Source organism: Azospirillum sp. UENF 211521, from assembly GCF_058780535.1.
The window spans coordinates 1-21,566 of record NZ_JBSNCF010000003.1 but is presented as its reverse complement, the minus strand read 5'-3'; the positions used below and the strand labels follow the sequence as shown (position 1 = coordinate 21,566).

Below are 21,566 nucleotides of genomic sequence, written 5' to 3'. Positions count from 1 at the left end.
GATCGCCCCCACCCCATTTCCTCCCGGTCAACGGGCGGCCCGCTGCGGCGGAGCCGCAACAGGGACGCACGCCCATGAACAGGACCTCCGCAACCGCGGCCATGGACCGCCTCGACGGCGCCGCCTGGATGGCGACCCTCGCCGGCATGGCGGGAAGCCTCGTCGCCATCGGCTTGGCGCGCTTCGCCTACACGCCGCTGGTCCCCTCGCTGATCGGGGCGCATTGGTTCTCCGCCGCCGACGCGGTGACGCTGGGAGCGGCGAACTTCGCCGGCTATCTGGCGGGCGCCCTGCTCGGCCGGCCGCTGGCCAGCCGGCTGCCCAACCGGGCGCTGCTGCGGGCTTTGATGCTGACGGCCTCCCTCGCCTTCATCGCCTGCGCCTACCCGCTCTCGCTCGGCTGGTTCTTCGGCTGGCGCTTCGTCTCGGGCTTGGCCGGGGGCGCCATCATGGTCCTGGTCGCGAGCAGCATCCTGCCCCACATCCCGGCGGGGCGGCGCGGCTTCGTCAGCGGCATGATCTTCCTCGGCATCGGGCTGGGGATCGCGGCCTCCGGCACCGCCGTGCCGGCGCTGATGCGGCTGGGGTTGCGCGAGACGTGGCTGGGGCTGGGCGGGCTGTCGCTGCTGCTGACCGCCCTGTCCTGGTTCGGCTGGCCGCCGTCGGCGCCGCCGCAGGCGACCGCCGCCCCGCCGGTGGAGCACGCCCCGCGGCACGAAGGGCGGGTCCTCCGCTCGCTCTACGCCGAATACGCGCTGAACGCGCTGGGGCTGGTGCCGGTCATGCTGCTGCTGGTCGATTACGTCGCCCGCGGCCTGAACCATGGCGCGGACATCGGCGCCCTCTGCTGGGTCCTGTACGGCGTGGCGTCGGTGGCGGGACCGGTCATCGCCGGAACGCTGGCCGACCGCATCGGTTACGCCGCGGCCTACCGCATCGCCCTGCTGCTCCAGGCGGTCGCCGTGGCCGCCCTGGCGGTGAGCGGCCAGCCGCTGGTGGTCGGGATCGCGACGGTCGTCCTCGGCGCCCTGACGCCGGGCGTGGTTCCCCTGGTGCTCGGCCGCATCCATGAACTGCTGCCGCGCAGCCCGTCGGAACAGCGCGCCGCCTGGAGCCGGGCGACCACCGCCTTCGCCCTGTTCCAGGCGTTGGGCGGCTACGGCTACTCCTCCCTGTTCGCCCACAGCGGGGGAAACTACGCCGCGGTCTTCCTGTGCGGCGCCGTCGCCCTGGTGGTGGCGCTGGGGACCGACATCGCCGTCAACGCCCGGCGCCTCCGCCGGCGGACGGAGGGTTGACCCCCGGATGGCGGCTCCGGCGAAGGGACCGCCCGTCCGGGCCTCGCCCTCTCTGTGCGGTGGTCAGATCAGGACCGGGGCGGCCCAGGGATCGTAGGGAACCAGGGCCCCGCGCGTCGGGTCGGGCCGATGGAAGCCGCCGGCGCCGCGGTTGAGCATGGTCGCGACGAAGGAGAAGGAGCTGTTGGAGATGGCCACCCGGTCGGCGTGGCAGAGGACGTGGAAATCGGTGAAGAATTCCGCCCCCCCGACCGGCTCGGCGAGGTCGCGGCCGGTGACGGGGCGGTAGGCGGCGAACGCCGGCACCTCGGCCGGGTCGTCGGTCGCGATGAACAGGAGCGGCCGGTCGAGCGTCGGCCAGACAGTCTCCAGCCAGCGCAGATACCAGGACGTCGGGGCGATCCAGAACCGCCCCCAGCCGAAGTCCCCGCGCCGCAGGTGCAGCGCCACGATGGTCCGTCCAGCACCGCGCAGACGGCCGAGCAGCGCGTCCGCATGGGATTGGAGATGACGGCCCGGCGTGAACAGCGTGCGGAACTCCTCCTTGAACGGCGCCAGGGGCGTGGTGTCGCCGCAGAAATAGCCAGACACGTCGCGGTCCGCCAACGCCGCGGCGGGCGCACCGGAGAGCCCGGCGATCACGGCACGCTCCCCGTCCGCCTCCGCCACGCGCGGCAGCGCGGGGCCGGGCAGCGGATCGTCGTGGTCGTACAGGTGGCGGCCGAGCCAGGGGGGAACCTCCAGGGTGAGGCCGTGCCGGGCCGCGTAGAGGCGCAGGGCGCCGTATTGGAGGAGCTGGTTGCCGAAGCGTCCGTTGCGCCCGAGGGCGGTCGAGGCGAGGCGGCGCCCCGGCCCGCCCGCCGCCACCGGTGACGGCGGCGGTCCCCAGCGACGCGCCAAGAGGGACAGCGCGCGGCGGGTGAAGGCCGCGCCGAACCCGGGGTTGCAGCGGATCGCCCGCTCCCAGGCCACCAGAGCGGCGTCGGGATGGCCGAGCAATTCCAGGGCCTCGGCCAGCGCCGCGTGGCCGTTGTACAGCTCCGGGCCGAGCCGCACAGCCTGCCGGGCGTGCTCCACCGCCGCCGCCGCATCGCCGAGGGCCAGGGCGGCGTCCGCGCAGTCGGCGTTGAGATCGGGCCGCATCGGGTCCAGCCGGAGCGCGCGCTCCAGTTCCCGCGCGCCCTGCCGGTCCTGCCCGAGCCGGCGGCTCGCACGCCCCAGCAGGGTCTGGGCGTTGGTGAGGCCCGGCTGGAGCGTCAGGGCACGGCGCAGCCGGGGCACAGCCTGGGCATGGGCGTCGGCGCCGACCAGCATGGAGCCGAGATTGCACCACGCGGCGGCCGCGCCGGGGTGAAGGCGCGCGACCGCCCCGAAGGCCCCCAGCGCAAGCCGGTCGCGCCGCAGCCGGTGCGCGAGCAACCCCAACTCGAACCAGGCTTCGGTGCGGCCGGGGTCCTCGGCGGCGGCGCGGGTCAGCGCGGCGACCGCGCGATCGGGCTGCCCGGACTGGATGGCCTCCTTCGCCACCGCCACGAGGTTGATGGCGCCCGGGGCAATGGGGAGGGGGGCAGTGGGGACAGGGTCGATGGCACGCGGGGCGTCCCGGCTTTCCGAAAGGTCCGCCGCCGGGGTCGGAGACGGACCCCCGGCTTTCCCCTTGGCCGTGAGAAACGGCGGTCCGGTCCAGCCGCCGTCGCGCAGAAGCGCGTCTCTCCTGGCGTTCAGCGCGTGGAGGTGGCGCTGGGTCAGGATCTCGATCGCGACGAAGCGGGAGTCGGACGTGACCTGCTCGGTCGGCTTGGCGCCGCTGGTCATCGTCTGGCGCTGCCGCGCCAGGGCGTTGTCCGCCCGCATCGTGTAGTGGACCGTCTTCTCCGCGATCCGGACGCCGCCGAACATGCTGTGAAGCGCCCGGCCGTAGGCCACGTCGTCGGCCACGGCCGGGTGGAACGGCGCCTCCTCCGGGAAGCCGCCGATCATGTCGTGGCAGACACGCCGAACGCAGAGGTTGCAAGGGTAGCTCAGCTCCGACGCCTCGCGCCACGCGGGGGTGATCTCATGGTCGATGCTGTCGAACCGCATCCCGGTGCGGACGAACCCGGCGTCGGGGGTATGGTCCAGCACCGTCGCCGTCAGCAGGAAATGCCGCTCGAAGAAGTAATCGTCGGCGTCGAGGAACCAGATGTACCGGCCGAGCCCCGCGGCGGCGCCGATGTTGCGCGACCGCCCCGCCCCCTGGTTGCGGTTGTTCGCGATCAGCGCGACGCTCTGCTCCGGATGCTCCCGCGCCCAGCGCAGGACCCGCGACGCCGTCCCGTCGGGGGAGGCGTCGTCGACGACGCAGACATGGATCCGCGCCCGCGGGTCCCGCACCGCCTCGCGGTAGACGCGGGCCGCCGCCGCGACGCTGTCCAACGCCCGTTCGATGGTGTCCTCCATCCGGTGCGCGGGGATCACCACGGTGCCGAGAACGTCGGTGTCGGCCTTGTGGCGCGCGATCCCCCTCAGGGCGACCCCCAGACCGCAGTCCCCGGAGCCCGCGGCCGCGTGAAGCCGCTCGGCCTCCGCGTCGCGCCCCTGGACCAGCCGCAAGATGCCCAGCGCGCGGGCGAGGCTGCCCTGTGGCGGGACGAGGCGAACGAAGGGCTCCAGCAGCGTTGCCGCCGCGTCGGCCGCCCCCTCCTGCACGCGCGCCAGGGCCTGGCTGGCGGCAACGCTCAGGGGCTCCCCGATCTGACGGCCGAGCGCCTCGACGTCGCCGTGCAGGCGGGCCGCCCGGACGAACAGCGCGATCGCCCGCAGGCCGTCGCCCGCCGCGCGGGCGGCATGCGCCGCGTGCTGCCACGCGACCGCGTCGGCCGGGTCGTTCGCCAGCGCCCGCCGGTGGATAGGAACCCCTTCCGTGGCCTCGGCATCCCGCGCCATCCCTAGGCCACCGCCGCCACGAAGGTTTCGGCGAAGGCGCGCCACGTCCGCTCGCCGCGCAGGAAGGCCCGCGCCGCATCGGCGCGGGCGCGGGCGGCGGCGCGGTCCGTATAGAGGGTTTCGAGATGGGCGACGGCCTCCTCGACGGAGGATTCCCCCCACCCGCGGCGCCGGCCGCCTTGACCTGATGCGGGGTCGGACACCGGGTCCTGCCGGGACAGCGGCAGGCAGTTGCCGTCGCGGATCAGGTCGAGATGGCCGGTGTTGGCCGACAGGATGACCGGCACGCCGCAGGCCATCGCCTCCATGGCGACGAGGTTGGTCGCCCCTTCGCAGCGGTTGGGGAAGAGGGCGGCGTGGCAGTCCGCCAAGATGGCGGCGATCTGGCCGCGCTTGAGAAAGCCCATGTCGACGAAGCCCTCCGGTGGCACGCCGCAATCCATCGCCCACTCCACGATGCGCAGCTTGCGGTTGTCGCCAACGGCAGGAGCGGAGGGCACCAGCGGAGACTCGGCGATGTCGGTCGAGGTGTGCGGCCAGGGGTTGTGCCACGCGGTGACCAGAAGCGCGTCGGGATGGCGTTCATGGAACCGGCGGAAAGCGGCGAGCACGATGTCCTGCCCCTTGCGGAACTCGATCTTCCCGCCCGAGAAGACGACGAAGCGGTCGCCAAAGCGCCCGGCCGGAGGGACCGGCGCCAGTTCGTCCGGGTCCACGCCCTGGAAGGCGCAGCCGACGTCGGTGATGCCCTGTTCGGCCAGCAGCGCCCGGTTGTACTCGGAATGGACCACGAGCTTGTCGTAGCTCCGCGCGCGGCGCAGCGTGTCCTCGTCGAACAGGGTGTCCTCGAAGGCGATGACCCCGACGTTGCGGCTGCCGCGGAACCGGGCGGAGAACGGCCCGGCGACGAAGCCGTTGCCGAGCGCGTGCAGGACGGTGCAGTCGTTGAGGCCGAGCATGCGGTTGCCCGACCGCTCGGCGATGGCGGTGATCTGCCGATGACCGTCCATCAGGCTTTCCAGCTTTTCCCGGTTCTCCGGCCGCAGGGAGGACAGAAGCGGTTTTTCCAGCAGGAGCGGCGGGCGTCCCTGGTCGATCAGATGCAACGCCGTATGGACGCCGACCAGACCCCAGCCGTGGACCTCCGAAAGCTGCCACGTCAATGCCAGATTCTGCGCCAGATTTTGCTCCACGCGCGGGGTCCCGCCATCCACCGCTGCCAACTCCGTCACGCGCCACACATCCTTTTTGCCCATGGCCTTGGATGGTAGGATAGCAGAACGCGGGCGCTGATCCACAGCGCGAGCCGCTGTTCCGCGCCAGCCATCACGTGCGAGCCAGTCAGCCCGAGCCAGCATGACCGTCAAGATCGCCTTTCTCGACCCGGCGGGTGGGGACTACACGCCGGACACGCCAAGGCTGCACCCGCTCGGCGGCTCGCAGTCGGCCCTGTGCTACCTCGCCGAGGCGCTGGCCGCCGCCGGGCTTGAGGTCACGCTGGTCAACGGCACACGGACGCCCGGCCTGGTGCGCGGGGTGCGCTGCCTGCCCGCCGGCGCGGTGTCCTGGGAGGACCTGCGCGCCTTCGACGTCGTGGCGCTGCTCAACGGCTGTCCGACGGAGGCGCTGGCCCGGCTGCGCGCGACCCTCGACGGCGGGCGGAAGCTGCTTCTGTGGATGCAGCACGCGGTCGACCAACCCGCCGCCCAATGCCTCGCCGAGCCGGAGGCCCGCGCCTGCTGGGACGGCTACGCCTTCGTCAGCCGCTGGCAGATGGACGGCTACGTCACGGCGTTCGGCCTCGACCGCCGGCTCTGCCGCATCCTGCGCAACGGCATCGCGCCCGCCTTCTCCGGCCTGTTCCCGCCGGGGGCCGACATCAGGGCGGCGAAGCCCTGGCCGCCGGTCCTGGCCTACACCAGCACGCCCTTCCGCGGCCTCGACGTGCTGCTCGACAGCGTTCCCCGCCTGCGGGCGGCGATCCCCGGAACCACCGTCCGGGTGTTCTCCAGCCTGGACGGCTATCAGGTTCCCGCCGACCGCGATCCCTACGGCGCCCTCTACCAGCGCTGCCGGGAGACCGAGGGGGTGGAGTATGTGGGGGCGGTCTCCCAAAGCGCCCTGGCCGAAGCCTTGCGCGACGCGACCGGCCTCGCCTACCCCAACCGCTTCGCCGAGACCTCCTGCATCGCCGTCATGGAGGCGCTGGCCGCCGGCTGCCTCATCGTGTCCAGCGCGCTGGGGGCGCTGCCGGAAACCACGGCCGGCTTCGCCCGGCTGATTCCGGTTCCGGAGGACCCGGCGGAACACGCCGTCCGCTTCGCCGAAGCCGCCCGGACGGCCCTGCTCCAGTGGCGCGACGAGGGCGCGGCCACCGGCCGCCGGCTTCGCGAACAGGTGGATCACGTCAGCACCGGGATGAGCTGGGCCGGACGGGCCGGGGACTGGCTGGCGTGGTTCGACGAGCTGAGAGGCGATCGCAAGGATGCTCCGGCGGCGGGCACGGCGGGGGCGGCCGTCACCGCCAGTCTGGCCGATGCGCAGCAGCGCCTGCTGAACGCCCTGAGCACTCACCTGAACGCCCGCCCTCCAGCCGAGGAGGAACTGGCCTGGCGGGCGGAGGCGCGGGCGCTGATCGCGCTCCTCGAGCAGTCCCTGCGGCTTGACCACAACACGGAGGAGAACCGGTCGGCCGTCTGGACGACGCTGCGCGGGTTCGACGCCTGGTTCGCCTACGTCACGACGCTGACGGACACGCCGCCGCCCGCGGCCCCGCCACCCGGCGGGCGCCGGATCTACGATTGCTTCCAGTTCTACAATGAACTGGACCTCCTGGAGGTGCGGCTGGCCGAGCTGGACGCGGTGGTGGACCGCTTCGTCCTGGTCGAGGCGACGTTCACCCACGCCGGCGATCCCAAGCCCCTCCATTACGCGGAAAACCGCGCGCGGTTCGCGGCCTACGCCGACAAGATCATCCACGTCGTCGTCGACGACGATCCCGGCGGCTTCGCGTGGCAGCGCGAGGCCCACCAGCGCGACGCGATCACCCGCGGTCTCGGCGGCTGCGACCCGACGGACATGATCATCGTCTCGGACGCCGATGAGATCCTCCGCCCCTGGGTGATCGAGCGGCTGCGCCGGGAACCGGATGACGGCCGCTCGCTGTTCGCTCCGCACCTCAACATCTTCCTGTATTTCCTCGACCTCAAGTCGCCCGATCCCTGGGTGTCGGTGGCCGCCGCGCCCTGGGAGCTGATCCGCCGGATCGGCGCCAACCGCGCCCGCTACCTGACCAAGCTGGGGCATGGGCGCGTCGTCCCGGACGCCGGCTGGCATTTCACCTGGATGGGCGGGATCGAGCGCTTCCGCGCCAAGCTGCAGGCCTTCGCGCACCGCGAGATGATCGCGGCCTTCGATCAGGACCCGGCGGCGAACCGCGAACGGCTGGACCGCTTCTACGCCACCGGGCGCTTTGACGGCGGTGCGGTTCCCGGCATGTGGACGGCCGTGGTTCCCGTCCCCATCGACGCCGGCTTCCCGCGGCTGATCCGCGAGCGGATCGACCATTTCCGCGCGCTCGGCTGGATCTCGCCGGAAGCCGGCCCGCCGGTCCCACCGGAGCCGGTCGCGGACTCCGGGTCGGAGCATCGTCGTGCCCTGGTCCTCGACCCCGCCTCCATCGACGCCTTCCATGCCCTGGCGATGGAGCGGCTCGGCCGCAACGCGCCGGAGGAGGCGGTCAGGCCGCTGCGCCGCTGCGCCTCCCTCGATCCCTTCGGCACCTTCCACCGCTCCCACCTCGCCCACGCGCTGCTGATGCGCCAGCGCTACGGCGAGGCGGAGGGCGTGCTGCGGGAGTTGGTCCGCCTCGCCCCCGACGACCATCGCGCCCGTGCCAACCTGGGCATCGCGCTGAAGAATCTGGGCCGCCACGACGAGGCGGTCGGCGTCGGCCGGCAGGCGCTGGCGCTGGCCCCCGCCGAACCCGGCGTGCTCAGCAACCTGGGGCTCGCTCTTTCCCTGCGGACCGGCGGGGACGAAGAGGCGGCCCGCGTCCTGCGTCGGGCGGTGGCGATCGACGCGGATTTCACCACGGCCCGGCTGAATCTCGGGCTGGTGCTCAGCAAGCTGCGGCGCATCGGGGACGCGGAGGCCGAGTGCCACCGCCTCCTCGACCGCGACCCCGACCATGCCGAGGCGCACACCCTGCTCGGCACCTGCCTGCTGCTGCGCGGCGAGCTGGAGGCGGGATTCCGGGAATACGAATGGCGCACCCGTCTGGCCGACCGTCAGGTCGCGCCGCGCGGCCTGCCGACCCCGGTGTGGGAGGGCGGAAACCTGGAGGGGCTGACCATCCTGCTGCACGACGAGCAGGGGCTCGGCGACGGCATCCAGTTCGCCCGCTACGCCCCCCTGCTGCGCCGCCAGGGCGCCCGCGTGCTCGTCGAGTGCAGCGAGTTGCTCGTCCGCCTGTTCGCCACGCTCCCCGGTGTGGACGGGGTCGTCGGCCGCTCCGACGCGCCACCGCCGCACGACGTCCACGCCGCTCTGCTCAGCCTGCCCCACCGGCTCGGCACCACGCTGGCGACCGTCCCCGCCGAGGTCCCCTACCTGCACGCCGAACCGGACAGGGTCGGGTTCTGGCGGCAGAGGCTGGGTCGGAAGACAGGAGAACGGTTGCGGGTCGGGCTGGTGTGGGCCGGCAACCCCGAGTTCAAGGACGACCGCCGACGCTCGCCGGGGCTGGACGCCCTGCGGCCGCTGCTGGACGTTCCGGGCGTCGCCTTCTACGGCCTGCAAAAGGGGGCTGGACGGCGGGACCTGGAGACCTGCGGCCCGCTGCCGCCCTCCTTCACCGACCTCGGCGCGGAGATCGCCGACTTCGCCGACACCGCGGCGATCATGGAAAACCTCGACCTCGTCATCAGTTCCTGCACGGCGCCGGCCCATCTGGCCGGGGCGCTCGGCCGACCGGTCTGGACCCTGCTGCCGGACATCGCCGACTGGCGCTGGCTGGAGCGCGGCGACACCACCCCCTGGTACCCGACCATGCGCCTGTTCCGTCAAGCGGCGCCGGGCGACTGGGCATCCGTCGTCGTCGACGTGCGGGCGGCGCTGGAGCAGGCCGCGGCCAAAGCCTTGGCTACAGGGACGGCACCGTGAAGGACTCCGGCGGCAGGCCGGCGGCGTGCCGGTTCCACATCGTCCGGTAGGCCATCTCCAGGTGACGGGTGAAGCGGGGGCTGTCGAACAGCGGCGCCGTTGCCCGCCCGGCGTCGAGGCGGCGGCGGTAGCCGGCGAGCCTCGCCGGATCGCCGGCCAGCCGAACCGCCAGCGCCTCGTAGGCATCGACGCTGGTGGTGACCGTCTCGGGCAGGCCGGCGGCGTTCAGCAGACCGGCGGCCACACGCGACGCGAAGGTATCCCCCATCCGCGTCACCACCGGCAGCCCCATCCACAGGGCGTCCGAAACGGTGGTGTGGCCGGTGTAGGGAAAGCTGTCGAGGAACAGGTCGGCCAGGCGGTATCGGGCGAGGTGCGCGGCCTGCGGTCGGTGGGGGGCGAAGACCAGACGGTCGGGGTCGACCCCGCGCCGCGCCGCCTCCCGCCGCAGGTTGTCCACACCCTCACGGCCGGGATGCTGCAGCCACAGCACACTCCCCGGCACCCGCCCCAGAACCCGCATCCACAACCCGAATTGCGACGGCGTGACCTTGAACGGCGCGTTGAACGCGCAGAAGACGAAACCGTCCGGCGGCAGGCCGCAGGCGGCGCGCTCCGGCAGCGGCGCGTCCAACGGCCGGCGCCGGTCGTTGACCTGATAGGAGTCCGGCATGATGACCAGCCGCTCCCGGTAATGGGGCTGATGCTCCGGCGGCGTGACGAAGCGGTCGCCGATGAGATAGTCGACGGCGTCGCCGCCCATCGGCCCCGGATAGCCGAGATAGGCGACCTGCACCGGCGCGAGCCGGCGCGCCAGGAGATCGAAGCGGACGTGCCGCGTGTAGCCCTTCAGATCCACCGAGATGTGGACGCCCTCGGCCGCGAGCAGCGCCTGCACCGCATCGGCATCGGTCCCGCGGATGTCGTGGAAGGTGTCAAAGGCGGCCTCCAGCCGACGGCGCATCGGGCCGCCGTCGTCGGGACCGTAGGAACAGGCGATGACGCGAAAGCGGTTGCGGTCGTGCAGCTCGAACAGCTCGGCCGCCAGATAGGCGGTGGCGTGCTCATGAAAGTCGGCGGAGAGGTAGGCGACGGTGAGCCGGCCATCGGGACCGGGAGCCGGCGCCACCGGAGCCGCCGCGACGGCTTGCGGGGTTCCCATCGGTCGCACCACCGCACGGTGGAAATGGCGGGCGGCGCGGTCCTGCTGCGCCGGGCTGGTGTCGATCAGCAGGGTGAGCAGCGGCAGGGCGATCCCCCGGTCGCTGTCGATGACCGCCAGCACCTCTTGGCACAGGGCGTCGTACGCGCTCCAGTCGCAGTGGGAGAGGGCGGCATGGAGCCGGTCGCCGAGGGATTCGGTGCGGCCGGGATCGAGCCGGCAGGCCCGCCCGTAGGCGGTCGCCGCCGCGCCGAACGCGCCGCCATCGCGCCACGCGTGGCCGGACTCGCGCCACGCCTCGGCGTTGTCCGGCGACAGCGCCACCGCCCGGCGCAGGGCGGTCCGCGCCGCCACGGTCCGGCCCAGTTCGCGAAGCATCGCGCCGAGAGCGGTGACCTGCCCGGCATCGGCCGGTCGGGGGGACAGCCGGATCGCCCGCGCCTGGAGCGCCACTGCCTCGGCAAGACGGCCCCGGCGGCGCAGCACAAGCGCCAGATTGAGGCAGGCGTCGGTCAGATCCGGCTCCAGGGCGAGGGTGACGGCGAAGCGGCGCTGCGATTCCTCCATCCGCCCCAGCGCGAAGGCGACGACACCCAGAAGGAAGGAGGCGCCGGGATGGTCGGGCTTGACGGCCAGGATCGCACGGCACACCGCGCCACACTCGGCGTGCCGTCCGTCCTGGTGCAGCGTCACGGCGTAGCCCAGCGCTTCGGCGGGGGATGCAAAGTGCCGGGCCGTGGTCATGCTTCCCCTCGGTGCCGCCGCCCCTCTCCTGCGCACCGGTGCGGGAGTGGCCGGGGAGCGTGAATTCCTCACGAAAAGAGTTACCATCCGGCGCGGCATTTCCAAACCCATTTGCCGGGTCGACCAATCGGATGGAGAGGGCGGGTGATCGAAGAGGCGTCGGGCGGGTCCGGCGAGGCGTTCGGCCGATGCTTCGGCTCCGGCCTCGGTCACGTCGAGGCCGAATCGCTGGACCAGGCGGCGCGCTCCTTTCAGGCGGCGGCGGCGATCCGGCCCGAGCATCCGGTGGTCTGGTTCGTCTTGGGGACGGTCCTGCGCGGCCTGGGGCGCCTGGACAGGGCCGCGCCGGCGCTGCGGGCCGCCCATCGCCTGCGGCCGGACGATGCCGACACGCTGTTCCAGTACGCATCGCTGCTGATCGAGCGCCGCCTCCCCGGAGAGGCGGTGGCGCCGCTTCTCCGGCTCGTGGCGCTGCGCCCCGATTACCCGGAGGCGGCGTTCACCCTGGGCAACGCGCTGATGGCCGTGGATGAGCCCGAACGGGCCGAAGCCGCCTATCGGTTGGCTGTCCTGCTGGAACCGGGCGCGGCGGCGGCCAACAACAACCGGGGGGCGGCGATTCTCTCCCAAGGGCGGCCGGAGGAGGCCGCGGTCAGCTACCGTCGGGCCGTCCATATCGAGCCGGCGTCGCCTGAACATCACAAGAATCTCGGCGTCAGCCTGCTCACCGCCGGAAACTTCGAGGACGGCGCGCCCGAGTACGAATGGCGCAGCCGGCAAGCCGTCTGGCAATGGAACCGCGAGCGTCCCGCCACGCCGCTGTGGGACGGCGGCCCGCTGGAGGGCAAGACCATCCTGGTCCATTTCGAGCAGGGGCTCGGCGACACCGTGCAGTTCATCCGCTACATGGCGGTGCTCAAGGCCATGGGCGCCCGCACCGTCTTCGAATGCCAGCCCCCGCTCAAGCGCCTCCTCGCCGGTGTTCCCGGCATCGATGCGCTGGTCGCGCACGGCGAGCCGCTTCCCGAGGCCGATTGCCTCCTGCCCCTGATGAGCCTGCCCCACCGCTGCCGGACGACGGCGGCGACGATTCCCTGCGGCGTTCCGTATCTGCGGGCCGATCCGGACCGCGTGGCCTTCTGGCGGCGGCGGATCGCCGAGGCGGGTCGGCCAGGAGACTTGCGTGTGGGCATCCAGTGGCGCGCCGCGGGGACCGACCGCTCGATTCCACTGGAACGCTTCGCACGCTTGGCGCACCTTTCCGGGGTGCGGCTGTTCAGCCTGCAGAAGGCGGACGGCCCCGGCCGGTGGGAGCGGCCCGACGACCCTCCGGGAATCGTTTCGCTGCCGGACAGGGACGGGAAAGGCGAGGATGAAGGGTTTGTCGACACCGCCGCGATCATCGAGTCCATGGACCTGATCGTCGCCTGCGATTCCGTGGTCGGCCACATCGCCGGGGCCATGGGGCGCCCGGTGTTCCTGGCCTTGCCCTGGCTGGGCGACTGGCGCTGGATGCGCCTTCCCGACCGCACGCCCTGGTATCCGGCGACCCGCCTGTTCCGCATGACGCGCCGGAACGACTGGGATGGGGTGATGGCCCGGATTGCCGCCGAGATCACCGCCAAAGCCGCCCGGCGCACCGTGGGGACGCCATGACGGGCAGCACCACGGCGGCCACTGGGGGGGCGGGCAGCGCGGCGGCCGGCATCGAGGCGGCGTCCCGGCTTTATCAGGCCGGGCGGATGGCCGAGGCCATCGACACCTGCCGGGCCGTGCTCGCGGTGGAGCCGCGACAGCCCGAGGCGCTCAACCTGCTGGGCGTCGCGCTGTTCTCGGCCGGCCAGGACGGCGCGGCCAGGGAGGCGCTGTGCGAGGCTGCCCGCATCGATCCGCTCAGCCCCACGGCGCTGACCAACCTCGGCATCGTCCTGCAGCACCGCCGGGAATGGTCGGCCGCCGCGTGCACCCTACGCGCGCTGGCGGCGCTGCAGCCGGAGGCCGCAACCGCCGTCAGCCGGTTGGGCGTGGTGTCGCAGGAAACGGGGGACCTGGACGGTTCCGCCCGGTTGCTGAGGCGCGCCGCGCGCCTCGACCCCGACGCGGGCGTGCAGTGGTACAATCTTGGCTTGGTCTCGATGCTCACCGGCGACATGGCGGCGGCGGCCCGGGCTCTGCGCCGGGCGATCGCCATCGCGCCCGATGGCGCTTCCGCTCAGAGCCAGCTTGGCGAAACGCTGCTGCGCCTCGGGCGGCTGGACAAGGCTTCCCGGGCCTTCCACCGCGCGCTCCGGCTCGACCCGTCCGCCGTTGATCCGACCATCGGGCTGGCCCGCTGCGGGCGTTACCGGACCGCCGCATCGGCGGTGCGGGCCCCGGAGTCGAAGACAGGGTCGAAAGCAGTGCCGGAACCAGGACTGGCGGTCCGCGGCGCGCTCGAAAGCGCCACGGGCTACGGCTATTTCTGCCAACGCTTCATCCGGACGCTGCGCCAACGGGCCGTGCCCCTCCAGGCGATCGGGATCTTCGGTCATGAATCCTGGAAAGAGGAAAATCTCGACCCGCCGGTTCCCGCCAAGGCCCTGGTGAACTTCCTCATCCCGCTGGCGGTCGAGCGCGTGCCCGGCCTGGCCACGGTGACCTACACGATGTTCGAGGGAACCCGGATACCGCCGGCGTGGCGGCGCCAGAGCGAGCACAGCGATCTCATCATCGTGCCGACGAAGTCGTCCCGCATGGCCTGGGCGGCGCAGGGCTTTCCGGAGGATCGTCTGCGAGTTTGTCCCCTGGGGGTCGATCCGGAGGACTCCGATGGCGGCAGCGGCGTGCCAACTCTGGTCGATCCGCGCGGACGGCTGGTCTCCAGCTACCGGCACCGCTTCATCAACGTCTCGGATTTCATTCCCCGCAAGAACATCGACGGGCTGCTGCGGGTCTGGCTGCGCGCCACCGCGCGCGGCGACGACGCGGTGCTCATCCTCAAGCTGGGCAAGGGGAACAACCCGGCCTTCGCCGCGGAACTTGGTGAACTGGTCCTCCGGACGGAGGCCGCCGTCGGGAAGCGGATGGCCGACGCGGCGCCGGTGGTGCTGATCAACCAGCTCCTGTCGGACGCCGACATGGCGGGGCTGTTGCGGGCGGCGACCCATTACTGGAGCATGTCGCACGGCGAGGGCTGGGACCTGCCACTCTCCAAGGCCGGGGCGCTGGGGTTGAGTCTGATCGCGCCGCGCCACTCATCCTACATGGATTACCTCGACGATCGGGTGGCCCGGCTGATCCCGGCGTCCGTCCGCCCCGCCCGCCTGCCCTACAGCACGGAGCACTACGCGCCGTTCCACGGACTCGACTGGTGGGACCCGGACGAGGACGCCGCCGCCGGAATCCTCGGCGCCATCATCCACGGCGACGACTCCGGCCGCCCGTCGGCCCGCGACCATCTGGTGCAGGGCTTCACCTGGGCCCGCGCGGCGGAGCGCCTGCTCGCCATCCTCGACGACGCCGGCCTGCGCTGAACGGAAAACCGGCCGAAGCGACTTTGGTGAGGGCATTGGCGCTCCGACCGGCGTGAGGGCGGCGGCCCCCGAACGAGGAGGCCGCCGCCGATGGGTTGCGGGCGTCGCGCCTGTTGTCAGGCGAACCAGGCGGCGACGTTTCCGGTCTGTCCGACGATGGTGATGCGGTTGCCCCCGCCGACGTCGAGGGTGGTGTTGCCGCCCTCGACCCGGGCCGAGCGGATCACCGCGCCGAGGTCCATGCCGGCCTCGTAGAGGGCCAGCCGGTCGACCCCGACCTGGAAGTCCATCACCACCGAGCCGCCCGACGACCGCCCGAAGGCGAACAGGTCGGCGCCCGCCCCGCCCCACAGCGTGTCCGCCCCGCCGTCGGCGAACAGCACGTCGTTGCCCGCCCCGCCGTGCAGCAGGTCGTTGCCCGCCCCGCCGAACAGCGTGTCGTCGCCCTCCTCGCCGAACAGCGTGTCGTTGCCGTCGCCGCCCACCCCGAGGTCGTTGCCGGCGCCGAGCCCGATCAGGTCGTTGCCCGCCCCGCCCAGCGCCGTGTCGTTGCCCGCCCCGCCGCTCAGCGTGTCGTCGCCGTCGTCGCCGGCCAGCAGGTCGTCGCCGTCCTCGCCGAACAGCAGGTCGTTGCCCGAACCGCCGACCAGCGTGTCGTTGCCCTCCTCGCCGGTCAGCGTGTCGTCGCCCTCCTCGCCGAACAGGAGGTCGTCGCCCGTCCCGCCGAACAGCCGGTCGTTGCCCGTGCCGCCGCCGATCAGGTCGTTGCCCGCCCCGCCGAGCAGCCAGTCGTCGTCCTCGCCGCCGTGCACCACATCGTCGCCGTCGTCGCCGTACAGCGTGTCGTTGCCGCCGGCGCTGGTGATCGTGTCGTTGCCGCCGCCGCCGTGCAGGATGTCGTCGCCGGCGCCCAGATGCATGTACTGCTCGTGGTCGTCGCCGTAGACGATCTGCTCGCCGTCGCCGCCGACCAGCGTGGCGTTGCCGACCACCGCGGCGAACTCGACGTTGTCGAGCTGGATGCTCACCGGCCCGGCCAGGCCCGTGGTGTTGAGCACCACCGCGGTCGGCGCCGTGCTGGCGGTGCCGGTGCCGCCCAGCGTGTTGCCGGTCACCTTGGTCTGCACCGCCTGGCCGGCGGCGACGCCGGGGGCGGTGAAGTCGATGGCGCGGACCAGCAGCTGGGCCTGGGTGGAGAGCACCGAGAGGAAGCCCGAGCCGCCGCCGGTCAGGTTGCCGCGCGAGGTGGTGCCCTCGTCGGTGCGCGCCTCGATGGCGGCGATCAGGCCGCTCAGCCCGGTCAGGGCCTGGGAGGCGGTCTGGCGCTCGGCGCTGCCGGTGGCGGTGACGGCGACGCCGGTGGAGACGCTGACCGTCAGCGTGGTCTGGGTGGAGACCTCGCCGGTCTGGCGGTCGACCACCTGCTCGCGCACCACCGGGACGTCGGCGAGGTCGGGGTTGGCGGTGTTGCTGTCCTCGACGCGGGTGGCGGTGCTGGCCGCGATGGTCACGGTGGTGGTGCGGGTGCCGTCGCCGTTGGTGGTGACGGCGCCGCTGACGGTGGCGCCGTCGACCGTGGCGACCGGCGGCGGGGCGACCGGGGCGGGCTTGTCGACCGTGGCGGTGAGCTTCTGCGTCGTCGCGGTGAAGGGCACCGAGGCGTTGCCGGCCGGGTCGGTCAGGCCCAGCGTCAGGGTCAGCGTGCCGTCGCCCAGGCCGGAGAGGTCGAGGCCCTCGACGCGCGCGGTGGGTTCGCTCATCACGCCGCTGCCGGAGACCTGGCCGCCGCCGGCGGAGGTGATGGTCCAGGTGAAGGCGGCCCCGGCCTCGCCGCCGCTGATGGTGAAGGCGGCGCTGGACTGCTCGATGGCGTCGATGCTGTCGTCCTCGAACAGGACGGTGGCGGTCGGCGCGGTGGTGTCGACGGTCAGCGACCGGGTGCCGGGGGTCGAGCTGTTGCCCGCCGCGTCGGTGGCGGTGGCCGCGACCGGGTTGGCGGCGTTGGCGGTGAGGCTGAGCGTGCCGGCGGTCGGGACGGCCGTGGCGAGGTTCAGGCTCCAGGCGCCGGTCCCCGACGCGGTGGTGGTGTAGGTGGCGCCGCCCACCGTGACGGTGACGGTGCTGTTCGCCTCGGCCGTTCCGGCCAGGGTCGGGGTGGTGCTGTTGGTCAGCGCCGTGGTGACGGTGGGGGCGTCGGGCGCGGTGGTGTCGACGGTCAGGGTCTGGGTGCCCGGCGCCGAGACGTTGCCCGAGGCGTCGGTGGCGGTGGCCGAGACGGCGTTGGCGCCGTTCGGGTTCAGGCTGAGCGAGCCGGTGGTCGGCGTCGCCGTGGCGAGGTCGATGGACCAGGTTCCGTTGGACGCGGTGGTGGTGTAGGTGGCGCCGCCGACGGTGACGGTGACCGTGCTGCCCGTCTCGGCGGTGCCGGTGAGGATCGGCGTCGTGCTGTTGCTCAGCGCCGCGCTGGTGACGGTCGGGGCGTCGGGCAGCGTGGTGTCGATGGTCAGCGACTGGGTGCCGGCCGTCGAGGTGTTGCCCGCGGCATCGGTGGCGGTGGCCGAGACCGGGTTGGCGCCGTTGGCGTTGAGGCTCAGCGAGCCGGTGGTCGGCGTCGCCGTGGCGAGGTCGATGCTCCAGGTTCCGTTGGACGCGGTGGTGGTGTAGGTCGCTCCACCCACCGTGACGGTGACGGTGCTGCCGGCTTCCGCCGTGCCGGCAAGGATGGGGGTGGTGCTGTTGGTCAGCACGGCGCTAGTCACCGAGGGCGCGGTGGGCGCGGTGGTGTCGATGGTCAGCGACTGCGTGCCGGCCGCCGACGTGTTGCCCGCGGCATCGGTGGCGGTGGCCGAGACGGCGTTGGCTCCGTTGGCGTTGAGGCTCAGCGAGCCGGAGGTCGGCGTCGCCGTGGCGAGGTTGACGCTCCAGGTCCCGTTGGTTGCCGTGGTGGTGTAAGTGGCGCCGCCGATGGTGACGGTCACCGTGCTGTCCGCTTCCGCCGTGCCGGTCAGGGTGGGGGTGGTGCTGTTGGTCAGCGTGGCGCTGGTCACCGCCGGGGCGTTGGGCAGCGTGGTGTCGACAACCAGCGACTGCGTGCCGGCCGAAGACGTGTTGCCCGCGGCATCGGTGGCGGTGGCCGAGACCGGGTTGGCACCGTTGGCGTTCAGGCTGAGCGAGCCGGAAGTCGGCGTCGCCGTGGCGAGGTTGACGCTCCAGGAACCATTCGTCGCGGTGGTCGTGTAGGTCGCCCCGCCCACCGTGACGGTGACGGTGCTGCCGGCTTCCGCTGTGCCGGTCAGGGTCGGCGTCGTGCTGTTGCTCAGCGCCGCCGAGGTCACCGCTGGGGCGGTGGGCGCGGTGGTGTCGATGGTCAGCGATTGCGTGCCGGCCGTGGAGACGTTGCCCGCAGCGTCGGTGGCGGTGGCCGAGACGGCGTTGCCCCCGTTGAGGTTCAGGTTCAGCGACCCGGTGGTCGGCGTCGCCGTGGCAAGGTTGATCGACCAGTTGCCGTTGGTTGCCGTGGTCGTGTAGGTCGCCCCGCCGATGGTCACGGTCACCGTGCTGTCGGCCTCGGCGGTACCCGTGAGGGTCGGCGTGGCGTTCTTGGTCAGCACGGCGCTGGTCACCGCCGGGGCGGTGGGGGCGGTGGTGTCGATGGTCAGCGACTGGGTGCCGGCCGCCGACGTGTTGCCTGCGGCGTCGGTCGCCGTCGCCGAGACGGCGTTGGCGCCGTTGGCGTTCAGGCTTAGCGAGCCGGAGGTCGGCGTCGCCGTGGCGAGATTGATCGACCAAGTACCGTTGGTTGCCGTGGTGGTGTAGGTGGCGCCACCGATGGTGACGGTGACGGTGCTGTCCGCCTCCGCCGTGCCGGTCAGGGTGGGGGTGGTGCTGTTGGTCAGCGTGGCGCTGGTCACCGCCGGGGCGTTGGGCAGCGTGGTGTCGACAACCAGCGACTGCGTGCCGGCCGTGGAGACGTTGCCCGCGGCATCGGTGGCGGTGGCCGAGACCGGGTTGGCACCGTTGGCGTTCAGGCTGAGCGAGCCGGAAGTCGGCGTCGCCGTGGCAAGGTTGATCGACCAGTTGCCGCCCGTTGCCGTGGTGGTGTAAGTGGCGCCGCCCACCGTGACGGTCACCGTGCTGTTCGCTTCCGCCGTGCCGGCGAGGATCGGGGTGGTGCTGTTGGTCAACGCCGTGGTGACGGTCGGGGCGGAGGGCGCGGTGGTGTCGATGGTCAGCGACTGCGTGCCGGCCGTGGAGACGTTGCCCGCGGCGTCGGTGGCCGTCGCCGAGACGGGGTTGGCGCCGTTGGCGTTGAGGCTCAGCGAGCCGGAGGTCGGCGTCGCCGTGGCGAGGTTGATCGACCAGGTGCCGTTGGTTGCCGTGGTCGTGTAGGTGGCCCCGCCGATGGTCACGGTTACCGTGCTGTCGGCCTCGGCGGTGCCGGTCAGGGTCGGAGTGGCGTTCTTGGTCAGCACGGCGCTGGTCACCGCCGGGGCGGTGGGCGCCGTCGTGTCGATGGTCAGCGATTGCGTGCCGGCCGTCGACGTGTTGCCCGCGGCGTCGGTGGCGGTGGCCGAGACGGCGTTGGCGCCGTTGGCGTTCAGGCTTAGCGAGCCGGAGGTCGGCGTCGCCGTGGCGAGGTTGACACTCCAGGTGCCGTTGGTCGCCGTGGTCGTGTAGGTCGCCCCACCCACCGTGACGGTCACCGTGCTGCCCGCCTCCGCCGTGCCGGCCAGGACCGGCGTGGCGTTCTTGGTCAGCACGGCGCTGGTCACCACCGGCGCGGTGGGCGCCGTCGTGTCGATGGTCAGCGTCTGGGTGCCGGCCGTCGACGTGTTGTTGGACGCGTCCCTGGCTGTCACCGAAACCGCGTTGGTGCCGTTGGCGTTCAGGCTCAGCGAGCCGGTGGTCGGCGTCGCCGTGGCGAGGTCAAGAGTCCAGGTCCCGTTGGTCGCCGTGGTCGTGTAGGTCGCCCCGCCCACCGTGACGGTCACCGTGCTGCCCGCCTCCGCCGTGCCGGCCAGGACCGGCGTGGCGTTCTTGGTCAGCGCCGCGCTGGTGACGACCGGAGCCGCCGGCGGCGTCACGTCGGCCACGCTCACCACCGCGCTGACGCCGGAGATGGTCGCGCTGCCGGTGGCGCCGCCGCTGTCGGTCAGGCCGGCGATGGCCACGGTGCGGTCGCCCAGCGTCGCCGTCGCGCTGGTGTTCTTGTAGGTGACGCCGCCGAGCAGAGCGCTCATCTGCGCGTCGCTGCGCTCCAGCCCGGTGACGGTCACCGTGGCGACGCCGCCGACCACCGACACGGTGACGCCGGCGTTGCCGCCCGCCACGCCGAGACCGGTCAGGGTGGCGGTGGCGCCGTTGGTCAGGGCGACGTCGGTGCCGCCGATGGTCAGGACCTCGGTGGCGTCCACCACCCCGCTGACGGTGAACACCGCGCCGCGGAAGCTCTGTCCGGCCTCCACCGTGGAGGCGGCGACGCCGCTGAACAGGCTGGTCGAGGCGTCCACCCCGACGCCGAAGGTCTTGGCGCCGCCGGTCGCGGCCAGGGTCGGCACGGCGTCGACGCGGATCGTCGCGGTGGCGCCGCCGGTGCTGAAGGCGTCGCCGCTGGTGTCGGCGGTGGCGCCGGCCGTGCCGCTGGTGCGGTCCCACGCCTTGAAGGTGATGGCGCCGGTGTCGGTGTTGGCGAAGCCCGAGCCGCTCGGCACGAAGCGCAGGCGGTCGGAGCCGGCGAGCAGCAGCGCCGAGCCGTTGGACAGGCCGGTGGGGATGTCGGTCCAGGCGCCGGTGCCGACCTTGTACTGCCAGGTGCCGTTGCTGTTGGTCACCCCGGTGACGGCGATGCCCAGCGGGACGACGGTGACCAGCGGGAAGGGGCTGTCGTACTCGGCGTCGGTGGCGGTGCCGGCGGAGGCGAGCAGATCGGTGACGGTGGTGCCGGTGTTGGCGGCGTCGGCGATGCCCTGGTCGATGGCGGCCAGGCTGCGGACGTCGTTGGACAGGATCGGGCTGTCGTTGGCGCCGGTGAAGTTGAGGGTGAGCTGCCGCTCGACGGTGCGGTTGCCGTCGGAGACGGTGAAGGTGCTGGTGCCCTGCATCGGCCCGGCGGGGACGCCGTTGAGGAAGGCGGCGTCGAAGACGTAGGCGTAGTGGCCGGTCTGGCTGTTGACGTAGGCGGTGCCGCCCGGGCCGGTGGACCAGGTGTCGTAGGTGACGCCGTTGCTGAGCGTGACGCTGCCGTGCTGGACCGGGGAGGCCTGCGAGCCGGCGACGGAGAAGGTCAGCGTGTCGCCTTCCAGGTCGGTGGCGGAGAGCTGGCCGTCGATCAGCGGGAAGGTGTCGTTGGCCGAGGTGTCGACCAGCGTCGGCGGAGTGGTCGGGACGGCGAGGACCGGCGGGGCGTTGGTGTCGATGCGGTCGTTGGTCTGGCTGATCGGGGTGGTGTAGGGGGTGTTGGCGTTGCTGGCGCTGTCGACCAGGACGATGTTGACCGGGATGTCCTGGTTGGCGGCGCGGTCGCCGGTGCGCTGGCCGTCGGCGGTGACGGTGAAGGTGGCGGTGTAGGTGGTCGCGCTGACCTTGGTCAGGTTGGCGAGCGCGAAGCCGTTGACCGTGCTGCCGGTGCCCAGCGTGTAGGTGTCGCTGTCCGACGCCACGGTGATCGTCACCGTCACCGTATCGCCGACCTGGGCCGGTTGGTTGGGGATCGTGACGTTGGTGATCGACGGCGGCGTCGTGTCCGCCGTGTTGTTCGTCACC

The 21,566-nt window shown here is 72.6% G+C and carries 8 protein-coding genes; 4 read left to right on the top strand and 4 right to left on the bottom strand.

The annotated features are described in order from the left end of the window. The first annotated feature begins 74 nt into the window (after positions 1 to 74). A complete protein-coding gene (locus tag ACWPN5_RS25100) occupies positions 75 to 1,298 on the top strand; it encodes a YbfB/YjiJ family MFS transporter (RefSeq protein WP_492298047.1) in 1,224 nt (407 codons plus the stop codon). A 63-nt stretch (positions 1,299 to 1,361) separates the two neighbouring features. Here ACWPN5_RS25100 and ACWPN5_RS25095 read toward each other — a convergent pair whose 3' ends face one another. Both ACWPN5_RS25095 and ACWPN5_RS25090 read right to left on the bottom strand, forming a co-directional pair. Next, a complete protein-coding gene (locus ACWPN5_RS25095; RefSeq protein WP_492298045.1) occupies positions 1,362 to 4,223 on the bottom strand; it encodes a glycosyltransferase in 2,862 nt (953 codons plus the stop codon). 2 nt (positions 4,224 to 4,225) lie between these two features. After that, the gene (locus ACWPN5_RS25090; protein WP_247888417.1) at positions 4,226 to 5,455 is read right to left on the bottom strand and encodes a glycosyltransferase family 4 protein; all 1,230 of its coding nucleotides are present in this window, start codon (positions 5,453 to 5,455) and stop codon (positions 4,226 to 4,228) included. Between the two features lie 124 nt (positions 5,456 to 5,579). Between ACWPN5_RS25090 and ACWPN5_RS25085 the strand changes: the two genes are divergently transcribed. Continuing rightward, complete coding sequence (locus ACWPN5_RS25085) at positions 5,580 to 9,386, top strand: tetratricopeptide repeat protein (RefSeq protein WP_492298043.1); 3,807 nt, start codon at positions 5,580 to 5,582, stop codon at positions 9,384 to 9,386. Here the strand turns inward: ACWPN5_RS25085 and ACWPN5_RS25080 are convergent. Next, complete coding sequence (locus tag ACWPN5_RS25080; protein WP_492298041.1) at positions 9,367 to 11,292, bottom strand: O-linked N-acetylglucosamine transferase, SPINDLY family protein; 1,926 nt, start codon at positions 11,290 to 11,292, stop codon at positions 9,367 to 9,369. The two genes, ACWPN5_RS25085 and ACWPN5_RS25080, sit on opposite strands and share 20 nt — an antisense overlap. 144 nt (positions 11,293 to 11,436) lie before the next feature. On the opposite strand from ACWPN5_RS25080, the gene ACWPN5_RS25075 reads away from it, so the two are divergent. Both ACWPN5_RS25075 and ACWPN5_RS25070 read left to right on the top strand, forming a co-directional pair. After that, the gene (locus tag ACWPN5_RS25075) at positions 11,437 to 12,948 is read left to right on the top strand and encodes a tetratricopeptide repeat protein (protein WP_492298039.1); all 1,512 of its coding nucleotides are present in this window, start codon (positions 11,437 to 11,439) and stop codon (positions 12,946 to 12,948) included. Then, positions 12,945 to 14,804: a tetratricopeptide repeat protein gene (locus tag ACWPN5_RS25070; RefSeq protein ID WP_492298038.1), complete on the top strand. Its 1,860-nt coding sequence runs from the start codon at positions 12,945 to 12,947 to the stop codon at positions 14,802 to 14,804. Before ACWPN5_RS25075 ends, ACWPN5_RS25070 begins: the two co-directional genes overlap by 4 nt. Before the next feature lie 116 nt (positions 14,805 to 14,920). Here the strand turns inward: ACWPN5_RS25070 and ACWPN5_RS25065 are convergent, their stop codons facing one another. After that, positions 14,921 to 21,475: an Ig-like domain-containing protein gene (locus ACWPN5_RS25065; RefSeq protein ID WP_492298036.1), complete on the bottom strand. Its 6,555-nt coding sequence runs from the start codon at positions 21,473 to 21,475 to the stop codon at positions 14,921 to 14,923. Positions 21,476 to 21,566: the final 91 nt, after the last annotated feature.